The organism is Streptosporangium sandarakinum, assembly GCF_050942225.1.
Taxonomy (GTDB): Bacteria; Actinomycetota; Actinomycetes; order Streptosporangiales; family Streptosporangiaceae; genus Streptosporangium; species Streptosporangium nondiastaticum.
This window is the reverse complement of sequence record NZ_CP192034.1, coordinates 2906576-2928712: the sequence shown is the minus strand read 5'-3', so window position 1 is coordinate 2928712 and position 22137 is coordinate 2906576. Positions and strand designations below refer to the sequence as shown.

The window sequence follows — 22137 nt, the reverse complement described above, 5'->3', positions numbered from 1 at the left end:
GCCTGCCGGTGGCACCGCCTGCCGCGCGCCGGGGAACACCCCGGTGCGCGGCAGGAACGGCTCAAAGGGTCACAGAAGACGCATCAGATAACTTACGTACTTCCTATTCGGGTTGGTTTGCGGCAGTCTGTGCGTGGAGGAGACATGGACCAGATCACCCTGAGCCCGCGCCACCTCCACGCGTTCACCGAGGTGGGCTTCCAGATCGCCGGGCGCGGTGGCGCGGCCGGCGCGATGCGCGCCCTGCGCGAGGTCGTCCCCCTGGACGCCTACGAGTTCGTCGCCTACGATCCCGCGACCGACCGGCACCGCAGCCTGTTCTCCGACGGCTACACCCGGGTGGACGACGACGCCGCCGAGGAGTACGCCCGGCTCGCCCCCTACCGGCGGGCCAGGGACCTGCGGGTGCCGCTGCCCATGGGCGCCCCCGGCACCGAGCGCTACTTCCGCCGCCACCTGGAACCGTACGGCTGGCGTTCCGGGCTGACCGCCCCCCTGTTCCTGACGGAGGGGGACGGAGACGGCCGCTACACCGGCCTGCTCCACCTGAACGCCCGCGCCCCCGGCGCCTTCCCATCCGGGACCGGCACGCTGATCGGCGCCGTCTCCCCCGTCCTGGCCCACGTCACCGACCTGAGCCGCTGCGTGGTCAACCCGGTCGGCGTGCCGCCGGGCTTCCACGCGGCGGCGTTCGACCGCAACGGCGACCGCCGGGACGTCGCCGGCGCCCCGCACTCGGCGGCCGTCGCCGCCGAGCCCGCCATGGCCGGGCTCGCCCGGGAGTTCATCGACTCGCGCGAGCTCAACCGGCGGGGCCTCTGGCTCGACGCCACCGGATGCTGGCGCGAGGTGCGGCTGCTGCGCGCCGGGGTCGGGCCGCACGGCGCCCTCCAGGGGGCGGTGATCGCCGAGCGGCCGTGCGCGCTGCCGTACGAGCTGACCGCGCGGGAGATCGAGGTGATCACCCGGGTCGCGCTCGGCGACTCCAACCCGCAGATCGCGGCGGCGCTGGTGCTGAGCGTCCGCACCGTCACCACCCACCTGGAGCACATCTTCGCCAAGCTGGGCTGCGAGAGCCGGACCCGGCTGACCACCAGGGCCCTGGCCGAGGGGCTGTGCCGGCTGCTCGTCTGAGGGCCGGGCGGGCCGGCCGCCCGCGTCTCCCGCCGGGTGGCCCGGCGGTCAGCGGACGCCGGCCAGCCGGGGCCCGGGCACCGCGGCCGGCTCCAGCACGAGCTCGAACCAGACCCGGTTGGAGCCGGGCTCCCGTACCAGGCCCCAGCGGTGCGCCAGCGCCTCCACCAGCGGCAGGCCGCGACCGCCGGTGGCGTCGGCCGGGGCGCGGCACACGCAGGGCGCCGTGGAGGAGCCCTCGTCCTGGACGGTGACCCGCACGCCCGAGGCGGAGCAGGCGACGGTGACGGTGAACGCCCCGCCGTTCCCCGACCGGGAGTGGACGATCGCGTTGGTGGCGATCTCGCTGGTCAGCAGCACGCAGTCGTCGTGGAGCGGGTGGTCGCGCCCGAGCGTGACCGACACCAGCCGGCGTGCCCGCACCACCTGGTCGGGAGAACCCGCAAGGCGGAGAACCCATTCGCCGCCGTCGTACTCCGATGAGACGTCCATCTGGCCCCCTCCGAGGTGGTCCGCGCACTGAGAGGACGCGACGCCCGAAGAGGGAGATGTCTCACAAAAGTAGGAATCCGATCGCTCACCGGATAGCCAGGTCGGGCTTGCCAGGAGGGCCGCCGCCTGCATGACCGCCTCCCGGACATCAGAAGGCCGCACCCGTCCCAGGGGGAACGGATGCGGCCTCGCGGGAAAACGCCGGTCGCGCGCCCGGTGCCCTACACCCGGTGCCAGCGCGCCTCGAAGAAGCAGTAGACCGCGAAGAGGATCAGGCCGATCGCGATGAGGGCGAGCAGCCACGGGCCCGCGGGGGCGTCGGCCAGCGCGCGCAGCGTCGCGTCGATGCCCTTGGCCTTGTCCGGGTCGTAGGTGACCGCGGCCTGGATGACGAAGACCCCGGCGATCGCCGCGATCACGCCTCGGGCGATGTAGCCGGCCATGCCGAGCTTGTCGGCCAGGCTCCGCACCTTCGGCGGCATCTCGCCGGTGCGCATGTCCTTGAGGAACTTCTTCTTCCATCCCCGGTGGATCCAGTACGCGCCGAGCGCGATCACCCCGAGCCCCGCCAGGCCGACCAGGAACTGCCCGCCGGGCAGGTCCATCGCCTTGGCGGTGAGGTCATGGGAGCTCTCGTCGGTGGAGCTCCCCGGGTCTCCCCGCAGCAGCGTGTTGAGCAGCGCCGCCACGATGAGCCCGTAGACGACCGTGCGCGCCACCGACTCGACGCGGTCCTTGGTCCGGCCGCGGCCGATGATGGCCTCCGACAGCTGCCAGATGGTCAGCGCGGCGAATCCGGCCACCATCAGCCAGAGCAGCACCGTGCCGAAGGGCTGCTCGGCCACCATCTCGATCGCGCCGGTCTTGTCGGCCTCCTTGCCCTTGCTGCCGCCGTCGAAGGCGATCTGCAGGGCCAGGAATCCGATCAGTCCGTAGAGGACGCCACGGCAGGCAAGTCCGAGCCGGGTCAGCCTCTCCAACGTCCGACTGTTCGCCGCCCTGTGCGCGGCGCCTTCCACCTCTGCCTGAGCGCTGTTCATACTCATGCGCTCTTACCGGTTCAAGGGATGGTAAACTTCGCCCTCAACTTTCCGGCATGGCGTCCAGCCGCCGGAGGATGACGCCCTCGCGCAGCGCCCACGGGCAGACCTCCAGCTCATCGACCTCCAGGAGGTCCATCGCGGCGTCGGCGACGATCGCCCCCGCCGGAAGCTGCGGCGCCCGCCCCTCGGAGACCCCGGGCAGCGCCGCCCGCTCGCGCGCGCTCATCGTGACCAGCCGGCCGGCCCACTCCACCAGGTCGGCGTGCCTGAGCACCCGGCGGACGCCGAACCCCTCGGCGGAGGGCGCCGCCCCGGCGATCCTCGCGAGCTGGCGGAAGGTCTTGGAGGTGGCCACCGCGTGGTCGGGCCGGCCGTACCGGGTGACGGCGGCCACGGTCCGGGCGATCTCCGCCCGCACGTGCCGGCGCAGCTCCCGCGCCTCGGCGGGCGGGGGCGGGTCGGCGGTGAACCGGCCGCGGGTGAGCCGCCCGGCACCCAGCGGCAGCGACACCGCGACGTCCGGCTGCTCGTCGAGCCCCGAGGCGATCTCCAGCGACCCGCCGCCGATGTCCAGCACCAGCAGCCGCCCGGAGGACCAGCCGAACCAGCGCCGCACCGCCAGGAACGTCAGCCTCGCCTCGTCCTGGCCGGACAGCACCTCGATGCCCACGCCGGTGGCGGCCCTGACCCGTTCGAGGACCTTCTCACCGTTGGCGGCCTCCCGGACCGCGGAGGTCGCGAAGGCCATGAGGTCCTCGACGCCCTTGTCCTCGGCGATCCGCACGGCGTGCTCGACGCACTTGAGCAGCCGCTCGGCCCCGGTCTCCGAAAGCCGATCGCCGTCCTCCATGTGCTCGGCGAGCCGCAGCTCCTCCTTGTGGGAGTAGGCGGGCAGCGGCCTGGCGCCCCGGTGGGCGTCCATCACCAGCAGGTGCACCGTGTTGGAACCGATGTCGAGAACGCCCAGTCGCATGGGATGAAATTACTACTCTTCGTCCCCCGGCCGGACCGCGCGGCGGTGGACGCCGGCGGCGTGACCGCACCTGTCCCAGGGGTCGCCGTCCCACGTCACCGGGCGCCGTTCCGGCGTCGGCCCGGCTCCCCCGTCACGTCCGTCGCCGAGGACGCCACCCTCGGGTCCGGAAACGCCCTCCCCGGATCGGTCAAGGATCTCCTCCCGCAGGGCGTAGCGGTTCTTCCGCAGGGGTACTGACTTTCAAGGCGGACAAATACCTATAAATGACGAAAGGAGGGATAAATATGAATAAAACTCTGGGGCCGACCGTGGGCATCCTCGGTTCGTACGGCGGCCGCAACCTCGGGGACGAGGCCATCCTGACCAGCATCCTCGACGGCATCCGGCGAGAGCGCCCCGACGCGAGCGCCCTGGTCTTCTCCCGCTGCCCCGACCACACGCGCGCCCACTACCCGGACGTCGAGGTGACGGGATGGGAGGGGATGAGCCGCGAACCCGTCTCGCAGGTCGTCGCCCGCCTGGACATGCTGCTCCTCGGCGGCGGCGGCATCCTCTACGACACCGAGGCCCGCCGCTACCTGCGGGTGGCCCAGCTCGCCCTGGAGCGGGCCGTCCCCGTCTTCACCTACGCCCTGGGAGCCGGGCCGCTCACCACCCGCACCGACTGCACGATGGCGCGGGACATCCTGGCGTCCGCCGTCACCGTCACCGTCCGCGACGAGGAGTCCCGGCTGGCGCTGGAGGAGGCCGGCGTGATGTCCCCGATCATCGTCACCGCGGACCCCGCCCTGCTGCTCGAACCCGAGCCGTTCGGCCGGGACATGCTGCGCGCCGAGGGCATCCGGGAGGGCACGCGGCTCGTCGGAATGAACGTGCGCGAGCCCGGCTGCGCCGCCGAGCACCTCGACGTGCAGGGATACCACGAGTTGCTCGCGCACCTCGGGGACTTCCTGGTCAGCCGGCTCGACGCCGACGTCGTCTTCGTGCCGATGGAACGCGACGACATCCGGCACTCCCACGCCGTGGTGTCCCACATGAACGCCGCCGCCCGCTGCCGGGTGCTGCACGGCGACTACCGGCCGCGGCAGATCCTCGGTCTGACCCGGCACCTGGACCTCGCGGTCGGCATGCGGCTGCACTTCCTGATCTTCGCCGCGATGCGGGGCGTCCCGCTGCTGCCGCTGCCGTACGCCGGGAAGGTCTTCGACTTCGCCCAGCGGATCGGCTCGCCGGCCCTGCGGGGCGTGGTCAGGGAGGCCGCCGGCCCGCTGCTGGCCGAGGTCGACCGGGTGTGGGACGAGCGGCCGGCGCACACCGAGCGGATCAAAGCCCGCATCCCGGCCCTGCGCGCCATGGCCGCCACGACGGCGGAGTACTTCCTCGACCAGCTCGACCGCCGCACGTCGCGCGTCCCGGTCCGGGCCGTCTGAGATCGGAAACGACGTTTGGGAACCGGGGAGGCGGAGAACGGAGCGGCCCCCGGGCCGTCGGAGACGCCGGACCGGGGCCGGCCCGGCTCGCTGTGGGCCCCGCTGCGCCGCCGTCTGTTCCGCGCGCTGTGGATCGCCCAGCTCGTGGCGAACACCGGCACGTGGATGCAGATCGTGGGCGCGCAGTGGCTCATGGGCGACCTCGGCGGCGGCGCCTTCTCCATCGCCCTCGTGCAGACCGCCACCACGCTGCCGGTCTTCCTGCTGGTCGTCCCGGCGGGGGCGCTGGGCGACATCCTCGACCGGCGCCACCTGCTGCTGGTCAGCCAGGCGATCACCTTCACCGGCGCCGCCGCGCTCGCGGCGCTGACCGCCATCGGTGTCACCACGCAGGTGCTCCTGCTCGCCCTCAGCGCGCTGATGGCCGTCGGCCAGGCGTTCTCCACCCCGGCCTTCCAGGCCATCCAGCCCGAGCTGGTCGGCCGGGAGGAGATCCCCCAGGCGGCACTGCTCAATGGGGCCAACGGCAACCTGGCCCGGGCCGTGGGGCCCGCGCTCGGCGGCGTGCTCATCGCCCTCTCCGGCCCGGCCGCGACGTTCGCCCTCAACGCCGCGTCCTTCCTGGGCGTCATCGCGGTCCTCTTCGCCTGGCGCCGCCCGCCCGACCACCGTCCGCTGGGCGCGGAGTACATCCACGACGCGATCCGCGCCGGCGCCCGCTACGTCCGCAGCGCCCCGTCGTTCGGAGCCGTGCTGTGCTGCACGGTGACCTTCGCCTTCTTCGCCAGCGGCATGTGGGCCCTGCTGCCCGCCCTGGCCCGCGGCCCGCTCGGCCTGGGCGCCGGCGGGTACGGCACGCTGCTGGGCGCCGTCGGCCTCGGCGCCATCGCGGGCGCGTTCACACTGCCCAGGTTCGGCGTCCGGCTGGGACGGAACGCGATCGTCGCCTCCGCCACGGTGAGCTACGCCGTGATGATGGCGGTGATCGGCACCGCGGGGAACCTCGCCGTCGTCATCGCCGCCCTGTTCCTGTCGGGCATGACGTGGATCGCCGTCCTGTCGACGCTGGGCGCCTCGTCCCTGCTGCTGCTGCCGGAGTGGACGCGGGCCCGGGCGCTGGCCTACTACCAGCTGGCGTTCATGGGCGGCCAGGCGATCGGCGCGCTGGTGTGGGGCGCGCTGGCCGGCCGCGCCGGCCTGGCCGTGGCGTTCCTCCTGCCGGCCGCCGTGCTGGTGCTCAGCACGCCCATCGGGCTGCGGCGGGTGCCGCTGCCGACGGCCCACCTCGACATGCGTCAGGCGCGCCACTTCCCCGAGCCGCCCAGCGACCTGGCCAGCCACGAGGGGCCGGTGCTGGTCGTGATCGAATGGTGCGTCCCGCCGGAGAACGCCGCGGCGTTCGCGGCGGCGATGCGGCCGGTCGGCCAGGCCCGGCGCCGCACCGGGGCGACCATGTGGAGCCTGTTCCGCGACATGGAGAACCCGGACGTCTTCGTCGAGACGTTCACCGTCGCGACCGCCTACGAGCACCTGCGCCAGCACTTCGAGCGGGGCACCATCCGGGACCGGGAGCTGCAGGACCGGGCGCTCGCCCTGGTCTCCCCGGGCACCCGGCCGCAGGTGCGCCACCTGATCTGGTCCTACGCGGCCCTGCCCGGTCCGGGGGCGGAGGGGCCCGAGCTGAGGAGCATCGCCAGTCTGCTCCGCCCCCGCTGAGGGCCCGCCCTCACCAGCCCAGCCTGCCCTTGCCGGAGATCAGGGCGCGGGCGATGACCATGCGCTGGACGTCGTTGGTGCCCTCGCCGATCGCCATCATCGGCGCGTCGCGGTAGAGCCGCTCGACCACGAACTCCGGGGAGTAGCCGTACCCGCCGTGGACGCGCATCGACTCCAGCGACGCCCTGATCGCGACCTCGGAGGCGAAGTACTTGGCCATGCCCGCCTCCATGTCGATCCGCTCCCCCGCGTCGGCGCGGGTGGCGGCCCAGTAGGTGAGCAGCCGGGCGGCCTGGATCTCGGTGGCCATGTCGGCCAGCTTGAGCTGGATCGCCTGGAAGTCGGCGATCGGCCGCCCGAAGGCGGCGCGCTGCCGGGAGTAGTCCAGTGCGGCGTCGTAGGCGGCCTGGGCGACGCCGACCGCGCGGGCCGCAATGTTGATCCGGCCGAGCTCCAGCCCCGACAGCACCTGCTGCATGCCGCGCCCCTCGACGCCGCCCAGGAGGTTCGCGGCCGGCACCCGCACGTCGTCCAGCACGACCTCGCACGACTCGGTCCCCTTGTAGCCGAGCTTGGGCAGGTCCCGGCCGACGGTGAAGCCCTCCGCGGAGGCGTCCACCAGCAGCACCGACATGCCCCGGTGCGCCGGCTCGGTCCGGGACGTCTTCACCAGCACCGGCAGCGGGTCGGCGTGGCGGGCGTTGGTGATCCAGGTCTTGGCGCCGCGCACCACGTAGTGGCCGCCCTCGCGGCGGGCGGTCGTGGTGATGCCCTGCAGGTCGGTGCCGGCGCCCGGCTCGGTCAGCGCGATCCCGGTACGGCGGGCACCGGTGGCCAGGTCCGGCAGGTAGGCGGCCTTCTGCTCGGCGGTGCCGTACCGGGCGATCATCGAGCAGGCCAGGGAGTGCGAGCCGATCGTGCCCGCCACCCCCATCCAGCCGCGGGCGATCTCCTCGAACACCAGGGCGAAGGAGACCATGTCCGCCGCCAGCCCGCCGTACTCCTCGGGGATCGAGAGCCCGAACAGACCCATCCGCTTCATCGTCTCGACGATCTCGGTGGGATAGCGGCCGGAGCGCTCCCACTCCGCGGCGACCGGCACGATCTCCCTGTCCACGAACGCGCGCAGCGTCTCGCGGAACGCCCGCTGCTCCTCGGTCAGCTCGAAGTCCATGTCGCTCCTCGGGAGGGGATCTAAGCCAGCGGCCCGTTCCTGGCCTGCGGGAAGTAGCCCTTGTCGTGCGGCGCGTCGCGCCTGTAGACCATGACGGTCCGCCGCCACGACATGATCTCGTCGCCGTCCTGGTTGAGCCCGCGGGTGCGGCAGGTGACGATGCCGGCGTAGGGGCGGGAGGCCGACTCGCGCTTGCCCAGGACGACCGACTCGGCGTAGACCGTGTCGCCGACGAAGACGGGGTGGCTGAGCTTGATCTCCTCCCACCCGAGGTTCATGATCGCCGTCTGGCTCACGTCGATGACCGACAGACCGAGCACGACGGCCACGGTGAACCCGGAGTTGGCGATGATCCTGCCGTAGGGGGCGCGCTCGGCGAAGTGGGCGTTGAAGTGGTTCTGGTTGGTGTTCATCGTCAGGAGGCTGAACCACGTGTTGTCGGCCTCGGTGATCGTGCGGCCGAGCGGGTGCTGGTAGACGTCCCCGACCACGAAGTCCTCGTAGTAGCGGCCGATGCGGGCCTCGTGCACGGTCACGGGCGGCTCCCCGAGGCTCGGCGGGCGTCAGGCCATCACACTAATGATCGCCCGTTCCGGCGGTCAACGCTCCCGCGCCGTCCCCCGGGAGGACTGTGCATGCCCCAAAAACCCCTTCCTTCGCTTTTTGTGACTTATTAAGCACATAGGGTAAATACACCTGGTGGCGGCGCGGAACCGGACCGCCCGGCCGCCCGGCGGAAAGCGACCCGTCCGCCCTCGCGCCGAAGACTCGACGGAGGGTGTCACATGAGAGAACGGGTTCGGGCATGGCGGACGGCCGGGATCGCCGTTCTCGGTGCGGCGGCGCTGCTGACCGGGGCGGCCACCGGAGCTGCGGCGCTGCCGGCCGGGGCGGTCATCGGCGCGGCGGCGGGCGATGACCCCGGGGACGGCGGTCCCGAGGACTGCGGCGACCTCGGAGACGGCGGCGGCCCCGGAGCGGGCGGTGCCTCGGCCCCGACCCGGGCCGACCTGACGAAGGCGATACAGGGCGAGGCGTTCGCCTACGCGAAGTACCGCGCCTACGCCGCGCAGGCCTGCCGGGAGAACCTGCCGGACGTCCAGGCCCTGTACGAGCGCGTCGCCCGCGTCGAGCTGCGCGAGCACCTCACCGAGCAGGCGAGGCTCGCCGGGCTCACCGGCGACGACGCCGCCAACCTGCGCGCCGCCATCTCGGGAGCGTCCTACGAGGCCAAGACGATGTACCCGGGATTCGCCGCCCAGGCCCGGGCCGCCGGTGACCGGAACGCGGCCAGGCTCTTCTCCGAGATCGCCGAGGACGAGGCCGGCCACCGCGCCCGGTCCGCCCAGGCGCTGCGGGCCCTGGAGCACCCGTCGTCCGGGGCGTCCGTCCCCGTAGGCCCGGCGGCACGGTCGGTGAGCGTTCCGGAGGGATCGCCCCGGGTGTCGTCGCGGACGCTGGAGGACCTGCGGGCCGCGATGCGCGGCGAGGCGCTCGCCCACGCCAGGTACGGCCTGTACGCCGAGCACGCCCGGGCGAACGGCCGCCCCAGGCTGGCCATGCTGTTCGAGCACGCCGCACAGGTCGAGCTCACCGAGCACTTCGCCGAGGAGGCGCGGCTCGCCGGGCTGGTCCGCTCCACCGCGGCCAACCTGTGCGAGTCGGCCGCCGGGGAGACCGCCGAGGGAACCGATGCCTACCCCGGCTACGCCCGCCAGGCCGCGGCGGCCGGAGACCGGGCGGCGGCGGAACGGTTCTCCGAGATCGCCCGCGACAAGCTGCGGCACGCCCGGGAGTTCAAGGACGCCCTGTCCGGACTCCGCGCGAACTGCCCGGCCGGCGGGTGACGCAGTTCTCAGGGCAGATCTCAGGTCAGGCCGTACCTGCTCCTGATCGCCCTGGCCTCCTCCTCGGTCACCTGGCGCGGCGTGCGGGCCATGGCCTGGCGGAGGTCGGCCAGGATCCTGTCCCCCGAGTCGCGGACACGTGCGTGGCGGGAGGCGAGCTCGGCGTCGAACCGCTTGGCGACCGGTCCGGTCCACACCTTGCCGGAGTGGAACTCCCGGCAGGGTACGTCGAGACCGTTCTCGATCTCCCGGACCAGCGGCTCGACCGTCCGCAGGGTCTCCCCCAGCGCCTCGTGGAGCGGATTGGGCACCATCTCGGCCATGGCCCGGTCAGTCTCCCTTCGGGGAGGCGGAGTCCTTGCTCTTCGGAGAGGGGGACGCCGTGGACGCGGTCTTCGCGGAGGGGGCGCTGGCGTCGGTGATGAGCTTCGGCGCGATGAGCTTCATGAGCGCGAGCACATCCGCGGCGTTGTCCCGCCCTTCGACGCCTATGTCCAGTTCAATGACGAGCTCGGCCTCACCTCGGACCAGGATGGCGGACGCGGCATTACCAGTACTGTTCGCAGGTTTGAAGTAATAACCGATGGAACCTGGGACGATCGCCGGCAGCGGTGTGGCACCATCCTCGATTCCTTCATCGATCTCTTCTTTGTACCCTCCCGGTGTAAGGCTGATCCGCAACACCTTCGGCCTGTCGCCTTCCCGCTGATAGACCACGCAGCTTCCGTCACCGAGCCCTCCGGCGGGTGTCAGATCGAAGTAACCGCGAACCAGTGGATTACGCACCCCGGTCATCAACTCCACGGCCTTCAGCGGAACGTGATCACAGATATACGGCGGAGCGGCCACCGTCGGCAGAGGACTACGGTCAACCTTCTTCTCGTCATTCTGGCAGGCGGAGGAGAGAATCAATGCGCACATCAGCGCCGACGTGGGGCCTACTGCTTTTCTCATCATGATCCGTACTGAGCGAAAGCCTCGGAGAAGCTCTGGTCCATGCGCCCCTCGATGTTCTGCCAAGGCTCCCCGGACGGCCCGTCGTAGAGCCACCGTTCGTAAGCTTCGAGTCGCCGGTCATCGGAGTCGCCGGGAGCCGCCTTACTGATCATCTCGTTCTTGGGCATGAGAGTCCGGCCATCATCTCGAAGAAAGTTGTTGGGATTATCCCGAGGATCATCTCCCTTCTTCAGATCTTCCAATGAAGCCCAGGGATGAGTCTTGGCGGGAGGATCAGCCGTGCCGAACAGACCATGCTTGAGCATGGCCTGAGCGGTCAGGTCATGTAGAAGGTTACGGGCCTGGTCAACAGCTGCGTTGGCTTCGCTACGAGCCTTGGTCTCCGCGTCTCCCTTCATGCTGTCCTCGATCAGGCCGGTCCACGCTCCGATGACTCCGGCCACGATCGGCCAAGCCCTCTTCTGAGGAAAAGCAAGGCCGGTGTTGACCGCCGCCGTAAGCAACTTCATGTTGTGCTGCTGCGCCTCATCCAGGTTTTTACCTTCCTCTATCCGGGCAAGACCTGCGGCGTCAGTGATGATTCCGAAACCCGCTCCCACCTGCTTTGCATTGCTCCTGAGAATCTCATTCCTTCCCGTAGAGGACATCTTCGCTGCGCCGTGGTCGAGAAGCCAGCCGGAGAACGCCGTTTGAGCTGCCACAACAGGGGCGAACGCCTTCGGGTCGGCGAACGCCTCCTTCATCACCTGACGCAGCTCCTGCTTGTTGAACTCCGCGCCCCATGGGTCCTGACCGGGCACGCTGGGATTGTCCGAGCCTCGGACACCAGGCGCGACGGTATCGCTGATTTTCTGAGCAACGCGATCGATGTCACCGATGTACCCCGCCAGGATCCGTCCCGTGCTCACCGGTTTCACGAACGAGTCGCCGCCGTTCGCGATCCGTTCGGCTTCGAGGTGGACGAACTCCGAGGCCAGCTTGGCCGACAGGTAGCCGCGTGAGGGCTTGTCCGGCGAGCCGTCGTGGTCGCGGAAGGTGAGGGTGGCGGCTTCCAGCGCCTTGCCCAGCGCCTCGCCGCCGTCGCCCAGGGAACGCTCGGTCAGGTAGTGCTTCAGCGCGGAGGGGTCGCTCGCGAAGAAGTCCTGGGCCGCCGCCGGGTCACGACCGAGCGCGCCCATGAGGTCCGCCATGACGTTCGGGTGCAGGGGCGCCTGCCGGTCGCATGCGTCGATCCTCTTCGCGATCGTCAGCAGGAAGGCGCTGCCGAAGGTGCCGTGCTTGAGCGCCAGCACGGTCGCGTAGCCCCTCTTCCAGTCGGTGTAGCCGGCCTTCCCCGCGGGATCGAGGTCGGAGGTGAGCTCGTCGTACCACGCCTTACCGAGCTTCGAGCCGGCCGTGCCGAGTGTCCTGCCGAGAGCCGTCTGCAGCCGTTTCGCCTGCTTGTCGTTCTCCCGCCCCGGTCCCACGGTGTCCGTCATCAGCTTGCGGAAGCGGGTCGCGCCCAGCGCGTTCATCAGCGCCGCGGCGAACGTCGCGTCCCCGGTACGTTTCTCCAGCTCAGCCAGAGTCTTCCCGTCGATCTCACCGCTCCTCGCGGCCTCGGCCAGCCTGGTGGTCGCGGCGTAGACGTCCGGATCGCGGGCGGCTTTGCCGTACAGGGCCTCGTCGAAGGCGACGGGCCCGGCCGGGACGCCGCCGGGTGATGCCCCCCAGCCGGTCTGCTCCTTGCGGATCGTCTCGCTCCGGCGCCGCAGGTCGGGCCGGCTGGTTTCGATCCAGCTCCGTGTCTCACGCAGGACGCCCAACCCCGAGGTGTCCAGGTCGAGCCGTTCCAGGGCGCGGCGGATGCGCGGCTCGTTCCGGCCGAGCGTGTCCTCGGCCCGGCCGAGGCCCCGCTCGAAGTCGTCCATCGCCGCGGGGTCGATCCCGGAGTACTCGCCGTTCACAGACGGCGGGGGCTGGGTCGGCTGGGGATGGGCCGGGGCCCGGCTCTCGTCCGCCCCTGAGGCGGCCGGGGACGGCTGCGGCCTGCCCGACGGACTGGGCTGCGGCGAGGGGCTCGGCACCGATGAGGGTCTGAGCGCGGAGAGGGAACCGGGCACCGGGACGGGGGCGGCCAGCGGGGACGGGCTGGGCGATGGCTGAGTCATGGGGCCTGGGCTCCGGCTCGGTCCGTGGAATGCGGCAACTCCGGCGACAAGATTAATTTCAATCTATCGGATCGTAAAGATCATCGGCGGATTTCGGCCGTCCTCAGAATCAGCGGAACCGTTCCGGCGAGCATTAAATCCGGTTTTTTCCCTTGTTATCCCTTCCCGGGAGGCTCCTTGGTTTTCGCCCCGGGGGACGGGGATCACCTGCCGCCGCAATGGTCCTCGGAGATATGACCGTTCCGGAAACGGGGCCGTACGGCGCTCGCCGTTCCGCCCGCGTCCCTGCGGAAAGAGGGCGGGGGTCGGTCGGCCGGGAAGCGGGAAGCGGCCGACCGGGGAGGCGGCGGGCCGCTCTTCCGTCAGACCCGCACAACGCTCCCCCGTCAGACCGGCGCGGCTCTCCCCCTCAGACCCGCACGACGAGCTTGCCGTGGACGTGGCCGGACCGGCTCAGTTCGAACGCCTCGCCCAGCTCCTCCAGGGCGAACGTGCGCGCCACCGGCACGGTGAGCCTCCCCGCGTCGGCGAGATCCCCGAGGGTGGCCAGGTCGGGGCCGCTGGGGCGCACCCACATCCACTGTCCGCCGGCGGCGACGACGGAGTCGTCCGCGATCGAGGCGTGCCGGCCGCCCTCGGCGAGCACCGCCAGGGTGTCGTCCAGGACGCCGCCCACGAAGTCCGCGACCACGTCGACGCCCTCCGGGGCGAGGGAGCGGACCCGCTCGGCCAGGCCCTCGCCGTACGCCACCGGCTCGGCCCCCAGGGCGCGCAGCCGGTCGTGGTTCGCCGGGGAGGCCGTGCCGATCACCCGGGCGCCCAGGGCGACCGCGATCTGCACGCCCAGCGAGCCGACGCCTCCCGCGGCGTTGTGGATCAGCACGGTGTCGCCCTCGCCGGTGCCGAGCCGGGTCAGCAGCTGGTAGGCGGTGAGACCGGCGAGCGGCAGCCCGGCGGCCTCCTCCCAGGTCAGCGAGGCGGGCTTGCGGGCGAGCGCGCGCACGGGCACGGTGACCAGCTCGGCGAAGGTGCCACCGTGGACGTAGTCCTTGCGGGCGTAGGCGAAGACCTCGTCGCCCACCGCGAACTCGGGGGTGTCGATGCCCACCTGCTCGACGACGCCGGCGACGTCCCATCCGGGGACGACGGGGAAGACGGTGTCCATCAGGGCGTCGAGTCCGCCGGACATGAGCTTCCAGTCGACCGGGTTGACCGCGGCGCAGCGCACGCGCACCAGGACCTCGCCGGGTCCGACCTTGGGACGCGGCAGGCGTGCCGGGGCGAGGACCTCGGTGCCGCCGTAGGCGTCGTACGCCATCGCCCGCATGGTGTTCCCGGCACCCGCGTCTCCACCGCCGGACATCGCTCACCTCCCATGAGGAGGCCACCGCCGACGCGGCTCGTCCCGCGGCGCCTCACCGATGAGCGCAGGATACCCAGGCCGTCGATCTCCAAATGTGAGGCTTCGCACATGGCGGCGTCGCACGGCACCGCCCGGCCTGCGGCGCAAGACCGTACGGCCTGCGGCGCGGCACCGCCCGGCACCGTCCGCCCTGCCGCGCGGGACCGTACGGCCGGCCGCACGACACCGTACGGCCTGCCGCGCGGGACCGTACGGCCGACCGCACGACACCGTACGGCCGTCGCGTCCTCCGGGACGCCGTGGCTACGGCACGAGGATGAGGCGGATCGGGTCGCCCGTCTTGTTCTCCAGCCGGGCGACGGCGTCGGCCGCGTCGGCCAGCGGGACGTGGCCGGTGATGGAGGGGGCCAGGTCGAGGCGGCCGGTGGCGGCCAGCCGTACGAGCTGCTCGACGTGCTCGGGCGAGGAGCCGTAGTGGCCGCGGATCTGGTTCTGGCGGTAGCTGAACCGCGTGCCGTCGGTGACGGTGAGCGGTTGCGGGGTGAGCCCGGCCAGGACGAGGACCCCGCCGGGGGCCAGGACGGCGGCGGCCTGCTCACGGACCGCCGGGACACCGGCGAAGTCGAACGCGGCCTCCAGGCCGCGCTCGCCGGTGGCCTCCTTCACCGCGGCGGCGAAGCCGGGGTCGGCGGGGTCGAGGGCGACGTCGGCGCCGAAGGCGAGCGCTCGTTCGCGGGCACCCGGCAGCGGGTCGACGGCGATGACGGGCGCCGCCCCGGCCATCCGGGCGATCCGCACTCCGTGCGCGCCCAGGCCGCCCGCGCCCCAGACTCCGACGGCCTGGGCCGGGCGGACCTGCCCGGTCTGCACGACGGCGGCGTAGGGGGTGGAGACCGCGTCGGGGATGATGGCGGCCTGGTCGAACGGCAGCGTGTCGGGGATCGGGACGAGCGTGTCCTCGCGGGCGAGCGCGTACTGGGCCCAGCCCCCGTCGTAGTCCACGCCCCGGGTGAGCGGCAGGCGGCACGGGCGGCGGCGCAGGCAGTCGGCGCACCGGCCGCAGGACTGCCCGGCCTGCAGGGTGACGCGCGCACCGGGGGCCCAGTCCCCGGCGACGTCCGGGCCGAGACTGTGGACGACCCCGGCGACCTCGTGGCCGAGGGTGACCGCGTCGGAGAGGCGCAGGGGCCTGAGGCTGCCGTCGATCAGGTGGACGTCGGACAGGCAGACCCCCGCCGCCCTGACCTCGACCAGCACCTCCCCCGGTCCGGGGACGGGAACGGGGACCTCCTCCACCCCGAACGTACGGGGGCCGGTGGACAGGTGGAGCCGTCCGGCGAGCATGGTGCGCACAGTGGTGAACCTCATTTCTCGGTGGTGGGAAGGCGATCGGCGGGACGGGCTGCCCCGGTGAAGCGGACGCCGTCGGTCACCGGCCCGCCCCGCATCAGGCGCACGTCGCGGAGGTAGTTCTGGTACAGCCGCCACGGCGCCGCGGGGCCCTGTCTGGGCAGCAACCCGGCGCTTCGCAGCACGTACCCGGACTTCAGGTCGATCAGCGGTGCGAGGCCGTCCCGCCCCTTCAGGTCGGGGGCGACCGGGGTGACGGCCCGGTGTCCGTGCGCGTCCATGTGCCTGAGCAGCCGGCACACGTAGTGTGCGACCAGGTCGGCCTTGAGCGTCCAGGAGGCGTTGATGTAGCCGACGGTGAGGGAGAGGTTCGGCACGCCCGACAGCATCATGCCCTTGTAGACGAGGGTCTCCGGCAGTTCGACGTCCCGGCCGTCGACGCTCAGGCGCATGCCTCCGATCGCCAGGAGGTTGAGCCCGGTCGCGGTCACGACGACGTCGGCGGGAAGGTGCCGGCCGGAGCGGAGCGCGACACCATCGGGGGTGAGGCGCTCGATGTGGTCGGTGACGACGTCGGCCCGGCCCTCCCGGACGGCGCGGAACAGGTCGCCGTCGGGTACGGCGCACAGCCGCTGGTCCCACGGGTCGTAGGACGGCGCGAAGTGGGTGTCGACGTCGAAGCCGGCGGGCAGCGCGGCCGCCGCGCCCCGGCGCAGGACGGCCTTCATCAGCTTCGGCCGGCGGCGGCTGAGCCGGTAGACGGCCATCGAGAACAGCACGTTCTTCCAGCGCACGATCCGGTAGGCCGTACGGGCCGGCAGGTGGCGGCGGATCCGGTCGGCCAGCCGGTCGCGGGACGGCACGGCCGCGACGTAGGTCGGTGAGCGCTGCAGCATCGTGACGTGTGCCGCCTTCTCCGCCAGCGCGGGCACCAGGGTCACCGCGGTCGCGCCGCTGCCGATGACGACGACGCGCCGGCCGGTGTGGTCGAGGTCGTCCGGCCAGTGCTGCGGGTGCACGATCGGTCCCCGGAAGTCGTCCTCGCCGGGGAAGGCGGGGCGGTGCCCCTCGTCGTAGCGGTAGTAGCCGGTGCAGGCCATCAGGAACGAGCAGGTGAACGTCACCTGCCCTCCGGAGCCCTCCCCGGGACCCTGCTCGCCGGGACCCTGCTCGCCGGGCCCGGTGCGCACCGCGGTGACCGTCCAGCGCGCCGTCTCCGACGACCAGGAGGCGTGCGTGACGCGCAGGCGGAAGCGGATGTGCCGGTCCAGGCCGTACTCGCGGGCGGTGTCGGTGACGTAGGAGCGGATCGACTCGCCGTCGGCGATGGCCCTGGCGTCGGTCCAGGGCCGGAAGGAGTACCCGAGGGTGAACATGTCGGAGTCCGAGCGGATCCCCGGGTAGCGGAACAGGTCCCACGTCCCCCCGATGGCGCCTCTCGACTCCAGGATCGCGAAGGATTTCCGGGGACACTCGCGCCGGAGGTGGGCGGCGGCGCCGATGCCGGACAGACCCGCTCCCACGACGAGGACGTCGACGTGCTCAGGGACGGCGTTGCTCACCGGTGCGCTCCCAGGAAGCGGTCAGAACGGACTTACCCCTTCAGTCTTACCTGAATTCCCCGATAGACCGCCCGAAGGACCATCCCGGATGAGCCGTCGAGATTGACGTTTTAAGACGACCGGTCATATTATTCTCGCGTCGTCCCCGAGAGACGAGACATCCCCGGGAAGCACCCCCAGGCAGTCATGAGCAGAAAGAAGGCCGATCATGGCCAGCACGACGCCGGCCCCCACCCGGCTCCCCCTCAACGCACTCGGCATCGGCTTCGGGCTCTCCGGGCTCGCGGGCACCTGGACGACGGCCGGCGCCGCCCTCGGCGCCCCGGCGGCCGCCGGTGAGGCACTGTGGGTGGTGGCGGCGGCCCTGTGGGCCGGCACACTCGCCCGGTACGGCGCGGGCGTCTCGCGTCTCCGCGACGTGGCCGAGGACCTGCGGCACCCGGTCCTCGGGCCGTTCGCCGCCCTCGCCCCCGCCACCGGCTCGCTGCTGGCCGCCCACCTCTCGGCGTTCCTCCCGACCCTCGGCGCGGCGCTGGTCTGGGCGATGCTGGCGGCCACCACGGCGTTCGGCGCGTGGTTCCTCGCCTCGATGCTCACCGTGCCCCGCGAGCCCGCGACGCTGCACGGCGGCCACCTCCTGCCGACGGTCGCGGCCTCCCTCATCTCGGCGCAGTCCCTCGCGATCATCGGCCACCGGGCGGCGGCCACCGCCCTGTTCTCCGCGGGGATCCTCTTCTGGCTGCTGGTCGGGGCCGTCCTCCTCGCCCGGCTCGCCACCGGCCCCGCGCTCCCCGGGCCGCTCATGCCCACGCTGGCGATCTTCTCGGCGCCGCCGGCCGTCGCCGGCAACGCCTGGTGGGCGATCGCCGGCCCGCAGCACGGCACCGTGCACGACGTCCTGCTCGGCACCCTCGCCGCGCTGCTGCCGCCCCACCTCTTCCTGCTCCGCCGCTACGCGCGCATCCCCTTCGTGCTGGGCTTCTGGGCCTTCACCTTCACCACGGCGGCGAGCGCGACCTACGGCGTGCGGCTGCTGACGCTCACACCCTCGCCGCCGCGCACCGTGATCGCCTGGCTCGCGGTGGCGCTCGCCACCGGCGTCATCGGGGGCATCGCCGCCCGCTCGCTCGCCCTGGTCCGGCTGCCGCGACGCCACGGCGTGAAGCGCCTCCGGCACGCCTGATCTCGCCCTTCTCGAGATGACCGGTCGCATGCGAAAGAACACCGCATCCACCTCGCCACCGGCGGCGCCGGATGCCCGCCCCACGGGGATCCGGCGCCGCCGAACGCTTGACACGTATAAGACGAATGGTCATATTGAAGCCATGCCGCGACCAAGCGTGAAGAACAAGCTGATCGAGAGTGCCGAGGACGTCTTCCGCCGCCAGGGGTTCAACGGCGCGAGCGTGCAGGACATCACCGGCGCCGCGGGCGTGCCCAAGGGGTCGTTCTACAACCACTTCGAGAGCAAGCAGGCGCTCGCCGCGGAGATCGTGCGGCGCTACGCCCACGGCACCGACCACTCGATGCTCCAGGGCGGCGGGCCCTCCCTGGAGCGGCTGCGCGAGCACTTCCTCACCCAGGCCGGGCGGACCCGCGCCACCGGAGTGGAGTTCGGCTGCCTCCTCGGCACCTTCGCCGGCGAGTGCGCCAGCGCGGGAGACCAGGTCCACGTGGCCGTCCGCGAGGTCCTCGACGCCTGGACCGACGCCGTGGCCGACGTGATCGAAGCGGGCCAGGCGGCCGGCGAGATCACCGCGACCCGCCCGGCCAGAACGCTCGCCGCCTTCCTCATCGACTCCTTCGAGGGCGCCGCACTGCGCGCCAAGACGTACGGTGACCAGTCGAACCTGATCGAGCAGCTCGACATCGCCCTCGCCGCGCTACGCGCCTGAACCCCGCGCCTCCCCCGGCGGGTGTCCTCTCCGGCCGGTCGTACGGGTCGGGGCGGGCTCAACCGGCGGTACGCCGGACCGCTCGCGTGCCGACCAGCGCCAGCGCTCCGACGGCGGCCAGCGTCCCGGCGGCGATGACCGGCACGAGGGACGGGAAGCCGAACCCGCCGGCCACCAGACCGAACATCGGGGGACCTAGCAGCGATCCGAGGCTTCCGGCCTGGGCGACCACGCCGTTGCCGACGTCGGCGTGGTCGAGGCGCTCCAGCACGAGCGGCAGGGCGGCGAAGACGAGCGCCCCGAGGAGCCCGTTCTCCAGCGCGATGACCCCCGCGCCGGTCGCCGCGGCGGCCAGGGGCGTGCCGTCGGAGTAGACGAACCAGGCCGCCGGCACGACCAGCAACCCGGACGCCGCCAGCGCCCCGAGCGGCGCGCCCCGCCGGAGCAGGATCCCCGCGACCAGCCCGCCGGGCACGCCGAGAAGTGAGATCGCCGAGGTCAGGGCACCCGCGGCGGCGGCCGAACGTCCGTACTGCTCGACGAGGAGCGTGGGCAGGAGCACGACCACCGGAACGGTCACCAGCGCGGTCAGGCAGAAGGACGCGGCGAGCACCACCGGCCACGTCAGCGCTCTCGCCCCGGGGACGGCCCCGGCCGCCGCCCGCCCCCGGACCCGCGCGGCAGCCGCGCCCGGGCGGCCAGCGCCATCACGAACGTCAGGCCGGCGATCAGCCCGGTCCAGCCGCGCCAGCCCAGGGCGGAGCCGGCCGCGCCACCGGCCAGCGTGCTCAGCCCGAGACCCACCGGGACGAACGTGGCCCAGATCGACAGGGCCGTGCCGCGGTCCCGTTCGCGGGCGAGGCGGAGGACCAGCGCCGGGCAGGCGATGGTGACCAGGAGGTATCCGACGCCTTCGACACCCCGGAGGGCCAGCAGCCAGGCGAACCCGCCCGCCGCCACGCTCGCCGCGCCCGCCGCCGCGATCAGGACCAGACCCGCGACCAGTGACCGCTCCGCGCCGAAGCGGCGGACCAGGTACCCGGCGGGCAGGCCGGCCACGGCTCCCACCCCGACGACGGCCGAGATCACCCAGCCCAGTTCCGGCAGCGACAGCCCGAGCCCGGCCGCCACCATCGGCCCGACCGAGGCGAACTTGCCGAAGCCCATCGCCGCGACGACCCCGCAGAGGTAGACGACGGCGATCGCCGCCCACCGCGTGCGCGACCGCAGCTCCTCACCCGGCTCCGATGTGCCTGACGCCGGCAGGGGGTTCATGGGCGCTCCTTCATACGAGGTCGCGACGGCGGGGTCCGGGCACGGGCACCGGTCGCGGGGGCCGCCGCCCGGCGCCGGACGTCCACGGCCGCCCCGGCCGGGCGCCGCCCGCCCTCTCCGGCGCCGTCCCGGGTTCGATCATCGCCGTACGGCCGACGCCGTTCAACCTTCCTGCGGCGCCGTACGATCGGGGGGATGCCGTCGCCGGAGACCACGGAGACGTGCCTGGGATCGCCCGGCGGGACCGCCTGAGCACCGGCGGGGTGCCGGCGGGCGCGAAGCCCGGCCGCATGCGGTGCCGCGTCGGAGAACATTCGCCCTGTGCAGGGCCGATCGGCGCCCATGGGGCGCAGGAAGATCACGAAACACCCGGTGCGGGACAGGCCGGGCGTGTCAGGATCGCCCGTATGACTTCCACGCCCAAGGGTTCCGACGAGCAGGCGAACACCCCTGCCCCCGACACGCAGTCGTGGATCCGTCCTGTCGCCGAGGATTCCATCGGGCCCGCGGAGCGGGCCGCGCTCAACGACTACGACGGCATCGCCGAGGGGTACTCGGCCGAGAACGAGACCAGCCTCCTCAACGCCTACTACGAGCGGCCCGCGATGCTGGACCTGGCCGGTGACGTGACCGGCCGGCGGATCCTCGACGCCGGCTGCGGCTCCGGCCCCCTGGCGGCGGCGCTGCGCGACCGGGGCGCCATCGTGACCGGCTTCGACTCCAGCGCCAAGATGCTGGAGCTGGCCCGGCGGCGGCTCGGCGACGACGCTGACCTGCACCTCGCCGACCTGCGCGACCCGCTGCCGTTCCCCGACGCCGCGTTCGACGACGTCGTCGCGTCCCTGGTCCTTCACTACCTGGAGGACTGGACGGCGCCGCTGGCCGAGCTGCGGCGCGTGCTGACGCCCGGCGGCCGGCTGATCGTGTCCGTCAACCACCCCTTCGCCGACTACCTGTCGGGCGGTCCCGGCACCGACTACTTCGCGACCCGCCAGACCTTCGACGAATGGACCCTCGGCGGGCACACCGCCCTGCTGGGCTTCTGGAGCCGGCCACTGCGCGCGATGACCGACGCCTTCACCGCGGCCGGTTTCCGGATCTCCGTCATCAGCGAGCCGTTCCCCGCACCGGGCGCCCGCGAACTGTTCCCCGACGTCTTCGCGGACAGGCCCTCGGGGGCCTTCCTGTGCTTCCTGTTCTTCGTGCTCCAGGCCGACTGACGCCGTAGCGGACCACGTTCACCCCGCGGCGGCGGCCGCCGGCGGGTGCTCCCGCCTCACTCCGATACGATGCTCCAATCACTGTTAGCGCTAACAAGTCATCCGCGAGCCCGGTCCTCCTTCGTTCGGAGCGTGTGGTGGTGATGCCGGGGAGCAAACACGACGCGGGACGGCCCCGTCAAGGGCCGCCACCCCTCTCCCCCACCGCCCTCCCGGCCCACCGGGCGGGTCCCGCCCACTCCCACCAGGCGGAACCCGATCACACGCGAGGCGCGGCGGATGAAACTTTCACGGAACCACCCCGCGACGACCGGATGACCGCCCGCCGGAGGGCGCCCTCCGATGAGGGGGCGGAAGCCCTCGTCATCCGAACGGCCCGTCACCGCGGGCCGGGGTGACGACCCCGTCCGTTCCGTCGAAGCGCTTCCATCGGGGCCTTGACAGGTTTCGTCGAGGTTTCCACACTCAGTCCGAAATGGCCCCCTTGCCGGAGTCGGTGGTGACCGGCAGGGGGCGCCGGTCGCGACGCCGTCCGCGCCGCACCGGTATGGAC

General features: G+C 72.4%; 20 protein-coding genes. 7 read left to right on the top strand and 13 right to left on the bottom strand.

Annotation, left to right across the window (positions count from 1 at the left end; genetic code table 11):
• Positions 1-144 precede the first annotated feature (144 nt).
• Positions 145-1134, top strand: a complete 990-nt coding sequence (locus ACQP10_RS13525; RefSeq protein ID WP_179818207.1) for a helix-turn-helix transcriptional regulator — start codon at positions 145-147, stop codon at positions 1132-1134.
• Positions 1135-1182: 48 nt separating this feature from the next.
• Here the strand turns inward: ACQP10_RS13525 and ACQP10_RS13520 are convergent, their stop codons facing one another.
• The 3 genes from ACQP10_RS13520 to ACQP10_RS13510 form a co-directional block, all read right to left on the bottom strand.
• A complete protein-coding gene (locus tag ACQP10_RS13520; RefSeq protein WP_389994655.1) occupies positions 1183-1626 on the bottom strand; it encodes an ATP-binding protein in 444 nt (147 codons plus the stop codon).
• Positions 1627-1847: 221 nt separating this feature from the next.
• A complete protein-coding gene (locus ACQP10_RS13515) occupies positions 1848-2606 on the bottom strand; it encodes a DUF1206 domain-containing protein (protein WP_346020136.1) in 759 nt (252 codons plus the stop codon).
• Positions 2607-2709: 103 nt separating this feature from the next.
• The gene (locus tag ACQP10_RS13510) at positions 2710-3642 is read right to left on the bottom strand and encodes a Ppx/GppA phosphatase family protein (RefSeq protein WP_346020137.1); all 933 of its coding nucleotides are present in this window, start codon (positions 3640-3642) and stop codon (positions 2710-2712) included.
• A gap of 287 nt (positions 3643-3929) precedes the next feature.
• Between ACQP10_RS13510 and ACQP10_RS13505 the strand changes: the two genes are divergently transcribed.
• Positions 3930-5075, top strand: coding sequence for a polysaccharide pyruvyl transferase family protein (locus ACQP10_RS13505; RefSeq protein ID WP_346020138.1), 1146 nt, complete (start codon positions 3930-3932; stop codon positions 5073-5075).
• Positions 5076-5090: 15 nt separating this feature from the next.
• On the top strand, positions 5091-6791 hold the full coding sequence (locus ACQP10_RS13500; protein ID WP_433541462.1) for an MFS transporter: 1701 nt from the start codon (positions 5091-5093) through the stop codon (positions 6789-6791).
• Positions 6792-6801: 10 nt separating this feature from the next.
• Here ACQP10_RS13500 and ACQP10_RS13495 read toward each other — a convergent pair whose 3' ends face one another.
• Positions 6802-7965 carry an acyl-CoA dehydrogenase family protein gene (locus ACQP10_RS13495; RefSeq protein WP_389994642.1) on the bottom strand — a complete coding sequence of 388 codons (1164 nt, stop codon included), beginning with the start codon at positions 7963-7965 and terminating at the stop codon, positions 6802-6804.
• 20 nt (positions 7966-7985) lie between these two features.
• Entirely contained in the window at positions 7986-8501 is a 516-nt protein-coding gene (locus ACQP10_RS13490) for a MaoC family dehydratase (protein ID WP_179818213.1), read from the bottom strand.
• Between the two features lie 249 nt (positions 8502-8750).
• Between ACQP10_RS13490 and ACQP10_RS13485 the strand changes: the two genes are divergently transcribed.
• Positions 8751-9812, top strand: coding sequence for a ferritin family protein (locus ACQP10_RS13485; RefSeq protein ID WP_433541461.1), 1062 nt, complete (start codon positions 8751-8753; stop codon positions 9810-9812).
• Positions 9813-9832: 20 nt separating this feature from the next.
• Here ACQP10_RS13485 and ACQP10_RS13480 read toward each other — a convergent pair whose 3' ends face one another.
• The 6 genes from ACQP10_RS13480 to ACQP10_RS13455 form a co-directional block, all read right to left on the bottom strand.
• Positions 9833-10135 carry a hypothetical protein gene (locus ACQP10_RS13480; RefSeq protein WP_346020142.1) on the bottom strand — a complete coding sequence of 101 codons (303 nt, stop codon included), beginning with the start codon at positions 10133-10135 and terminating at the stop codon, positions 9833-9835.
• Between the two features lie 7 nt (positions 10136-10142).
• Entirely contained in the window at positions 10143-10769 is a 627-nt protein-coding gene (locus ACQP10_RS13475; protein WP_433541460.1) for a hypothetical protein, read from the bottom strand.
• The gene (locus ACQP10_RS13470) at positions 10766-12679 is read right to left on the bottom strand and encodes a hypothetical protein (RefSeq protein WP_433541459.1); all 1914 of its coding nucleotides are present in this window, start codon (positions 12677-12679) and stop codon (positions 10766-10768) included. Before ACQP10_RS13470 ends, ACQP10_RS13475 begins: the two co-directional genes overlap by 4 nt.
• Before the next feature lie 649 nt (positions 12680-13328).
• Entirely contained in the window at positions 13329-14246 is a 918-nt protein-coding gene (locus tag ACQP10_RS13465; RefSeq protein WP_433541901.1) for an NADP-dependent oxidoreductase, read from the bottom strand.
• Positions 14247-14585: 339 nt separating this feature from the next.
• Positions 14586-15650 carry a zinc-binding dehydrogenase gene (locus tag ACQP10_RS13460; RefSeq protein ID WP_433541458.1) on the bottom strand — a complete coding sequence of 355 codons (1065 nt, stop codon included), beginning with the start codon at positions 15648-15650 and terminating at the stop codon, positions 14586-14588.
• Positions 15647-17194: a flavin-containing monooxygenase gene (locus ACQP10_RS13455; protein WP_433541457.1), complete on the bottom strand. Its 1548-nt coding sequence runs from the start codon at positions 17192-17194 to the stop codon at positions 15647-15649. The genes ACQP10_RS13460 and ACQP10_RS13455 overlap by 4 nt, the downstream gene beginning before the upstream one ends.
• Before the next feature lie 208 nt (positions 17195-17402).
• Between ACQP10_RS13455 and ACQP10_RS13450 the strand changes: the two genes are divergently transcribed.
• Both ACQP10_RS13450 and ACQP10_RS13445 read left to right on the top strand, forming a co-directional pair.
• Complete coding sequence (locus ACQP10_RS13450; RefSeq protein WP_433541456.1) at positions 17403-18377, top strand: hypothetical protein; 975 nt, start codon at positions 17403-17405, stop codon at positions 18375-18377.
• Positions 18378-18519: 142 nt separating this feature from the next.
• A complete protein-coding gene (locus ACQP10_RS13445) occupies positions 18520-19089 on the top strand; it encodes a TetR/AcrR family transcriptional regulator (RefSeq protein WP_433541455.1) in 570 nt (189 codons plus the stop codon).
• A gap of 58 nt (positions 19090-19147) precedes the next feature.
• On the opposite strand, the gene ACQP10_RS13440 is transcribed toward ACQP10_RS13445, so the two are convergent.
• Together ACQP10_RS13440 and ACQP10_RS13435 are read right to left on the bottom strand one after the other, a co-directional pair.
• Positions 19148-19702: a hypothetical protein gene (locus ACQP10_RS13440; RefSeq protein WP_433541454.1), complete on the bottom strand. Its 555-nt coding sequence runs from the start codon at positions 19700-19702 to the stop codon at positions 19148-19150.
• An 11-nt stretch (positions 19703-19713) separates the two neighbouring features.
• On the bottom strand, positions 19714-20364 hold the full coding sequence (locus ACQP10_RS13435; protein WP_433541453.1) for an MFS transporter: 651 nt from the start codon (positions 20362-20364) through the stop codon (positions 19714-19716).
• A gap of 407 nt (positions 20365-20771) precedes the next feature.
• Here ACQP10_RS13435 and ACQP10_RS13430 point away from each other — a divergent pair, with 407 nt between their 5' ends.
• A complete protein-coding gene (locus ACQP10_RS13430) occupies positions 20772-21584 on the top strand; it encodes a class I SAM-dependent methyltransferase (protein WP_399500553.1) in 813 nt (270 codons plus the stop codon).
• The last annotated feature ends 553 nt before the right edge of the window (positions 21585-22137 follow it).

Bases quoted from the DNA above. Each gene is read 5' to 3' on its own strand.
- ACQP10_RS13520 (WP_389994655.1), bottom strand. From the start codon at position 1,626: ATGGACGTCTCATCGGAGTACGACGGCGGCGAATGGGTTCTCCGCCTT.
- ACQP10_RS13510 (WP_346020137.1), bottom strand. From the start codon at position 3,642: ATGCGACTGGGCGTTCTCGACATCGGTTCCAACACGGTGCACCTGCTG.
- ACQP10_RS13460 (WP_433541458.1), bottom strand. From the start codon at position 15,650: ATGAGGTTCACCACTGTGCGCACCATGCTCGCCGGACGGCTCCACCTG.
- ACQP10_RS13430 (WP_399500553.1), top strand. From the start codon at position 20,772: ATGACTTCCACGCCCAAGGGTTCCGACGAGCAGGCGAACACCCCTGCC.
- ACQP10_RS13485 (WP_433541461.1), top strand. From the start codon at position 8,751: ATGAGAGAACGGGTTCGGGCATGGCGGACGGCCGGGATCGCCGTTCTC.
- ACQP10_RS13495 (WP_389994642.1), bottom strand. From the start codon at position 7,965: ATGGACTTCGAGCTGACCGAGGAGCAGCGGGCGTTCCGCGAGACGCTG.
- ACQP10_RS13475 (WP_433541460.1), bottom strand. From the start codon at position 10,769: ATGATGAGAAAAGCAGTAGGCCCCACGTCGGCGCTGATGTGCGCATTG.
- ACQP10_RS13435 (WP_433541453.1), bottom strand. From the start codon at position 20,364: ATGAACCCCCTGCCGGCGTCAGGCACATCGGAGCCGGGTGAGGAGCTG.
- ACQP10_RS13525 (WP_179818207.1), top strand. From the start codon at position 145: ATGGACCAGATCACCCTGAGCCCGCGCCACCTCCACGCGTTCACCGAG.
- ACQP10_RS13450 (WP_433541456.1), top strand. From the start codon at position 17,403: ATGGCCAGCACGACGCCGGCCCCCACCCGGCTCCCCCTCAACGCACTC.
- ACQP10_RS13470 (WP_433541459.1), bottom strand. From the start codon at position 12,679: ATGGACGACTTCGAGCGGGGCCTCGGCCGGGCCGAGGACACGCTCGGC.
- ACQP10_RS13445 (WP_433541455.1), top strand. From the start codon at position 18,520: ATGCCGCGACCAAGCGTGAAGAACAAGCTGATCGAGAGTGCCGAGGAC.
- ACQP10_RS13480 (WP_346020142.1), bottom strand. From the start codon at position 10,135: ATGGCCGAGATGGTGCCCAATCCGCTCCACGAGGCGCTGGGGGAGACC.
- ACQP10_RS13505 (WP_346020138.1), top strand. From the start codon at position 3,930: ATGAATAAAACTCTGGGGCCGACCGTGGGCATCCTCGGTTCGTACGGC.
- ACQP10_RS13465 (WP_433541901.1), bottom strand. From the start codon at position 14,246: ATGCGGGCGATGGCGTACGACGCCTACGGCGGCACCGAGGTCCTCGCC.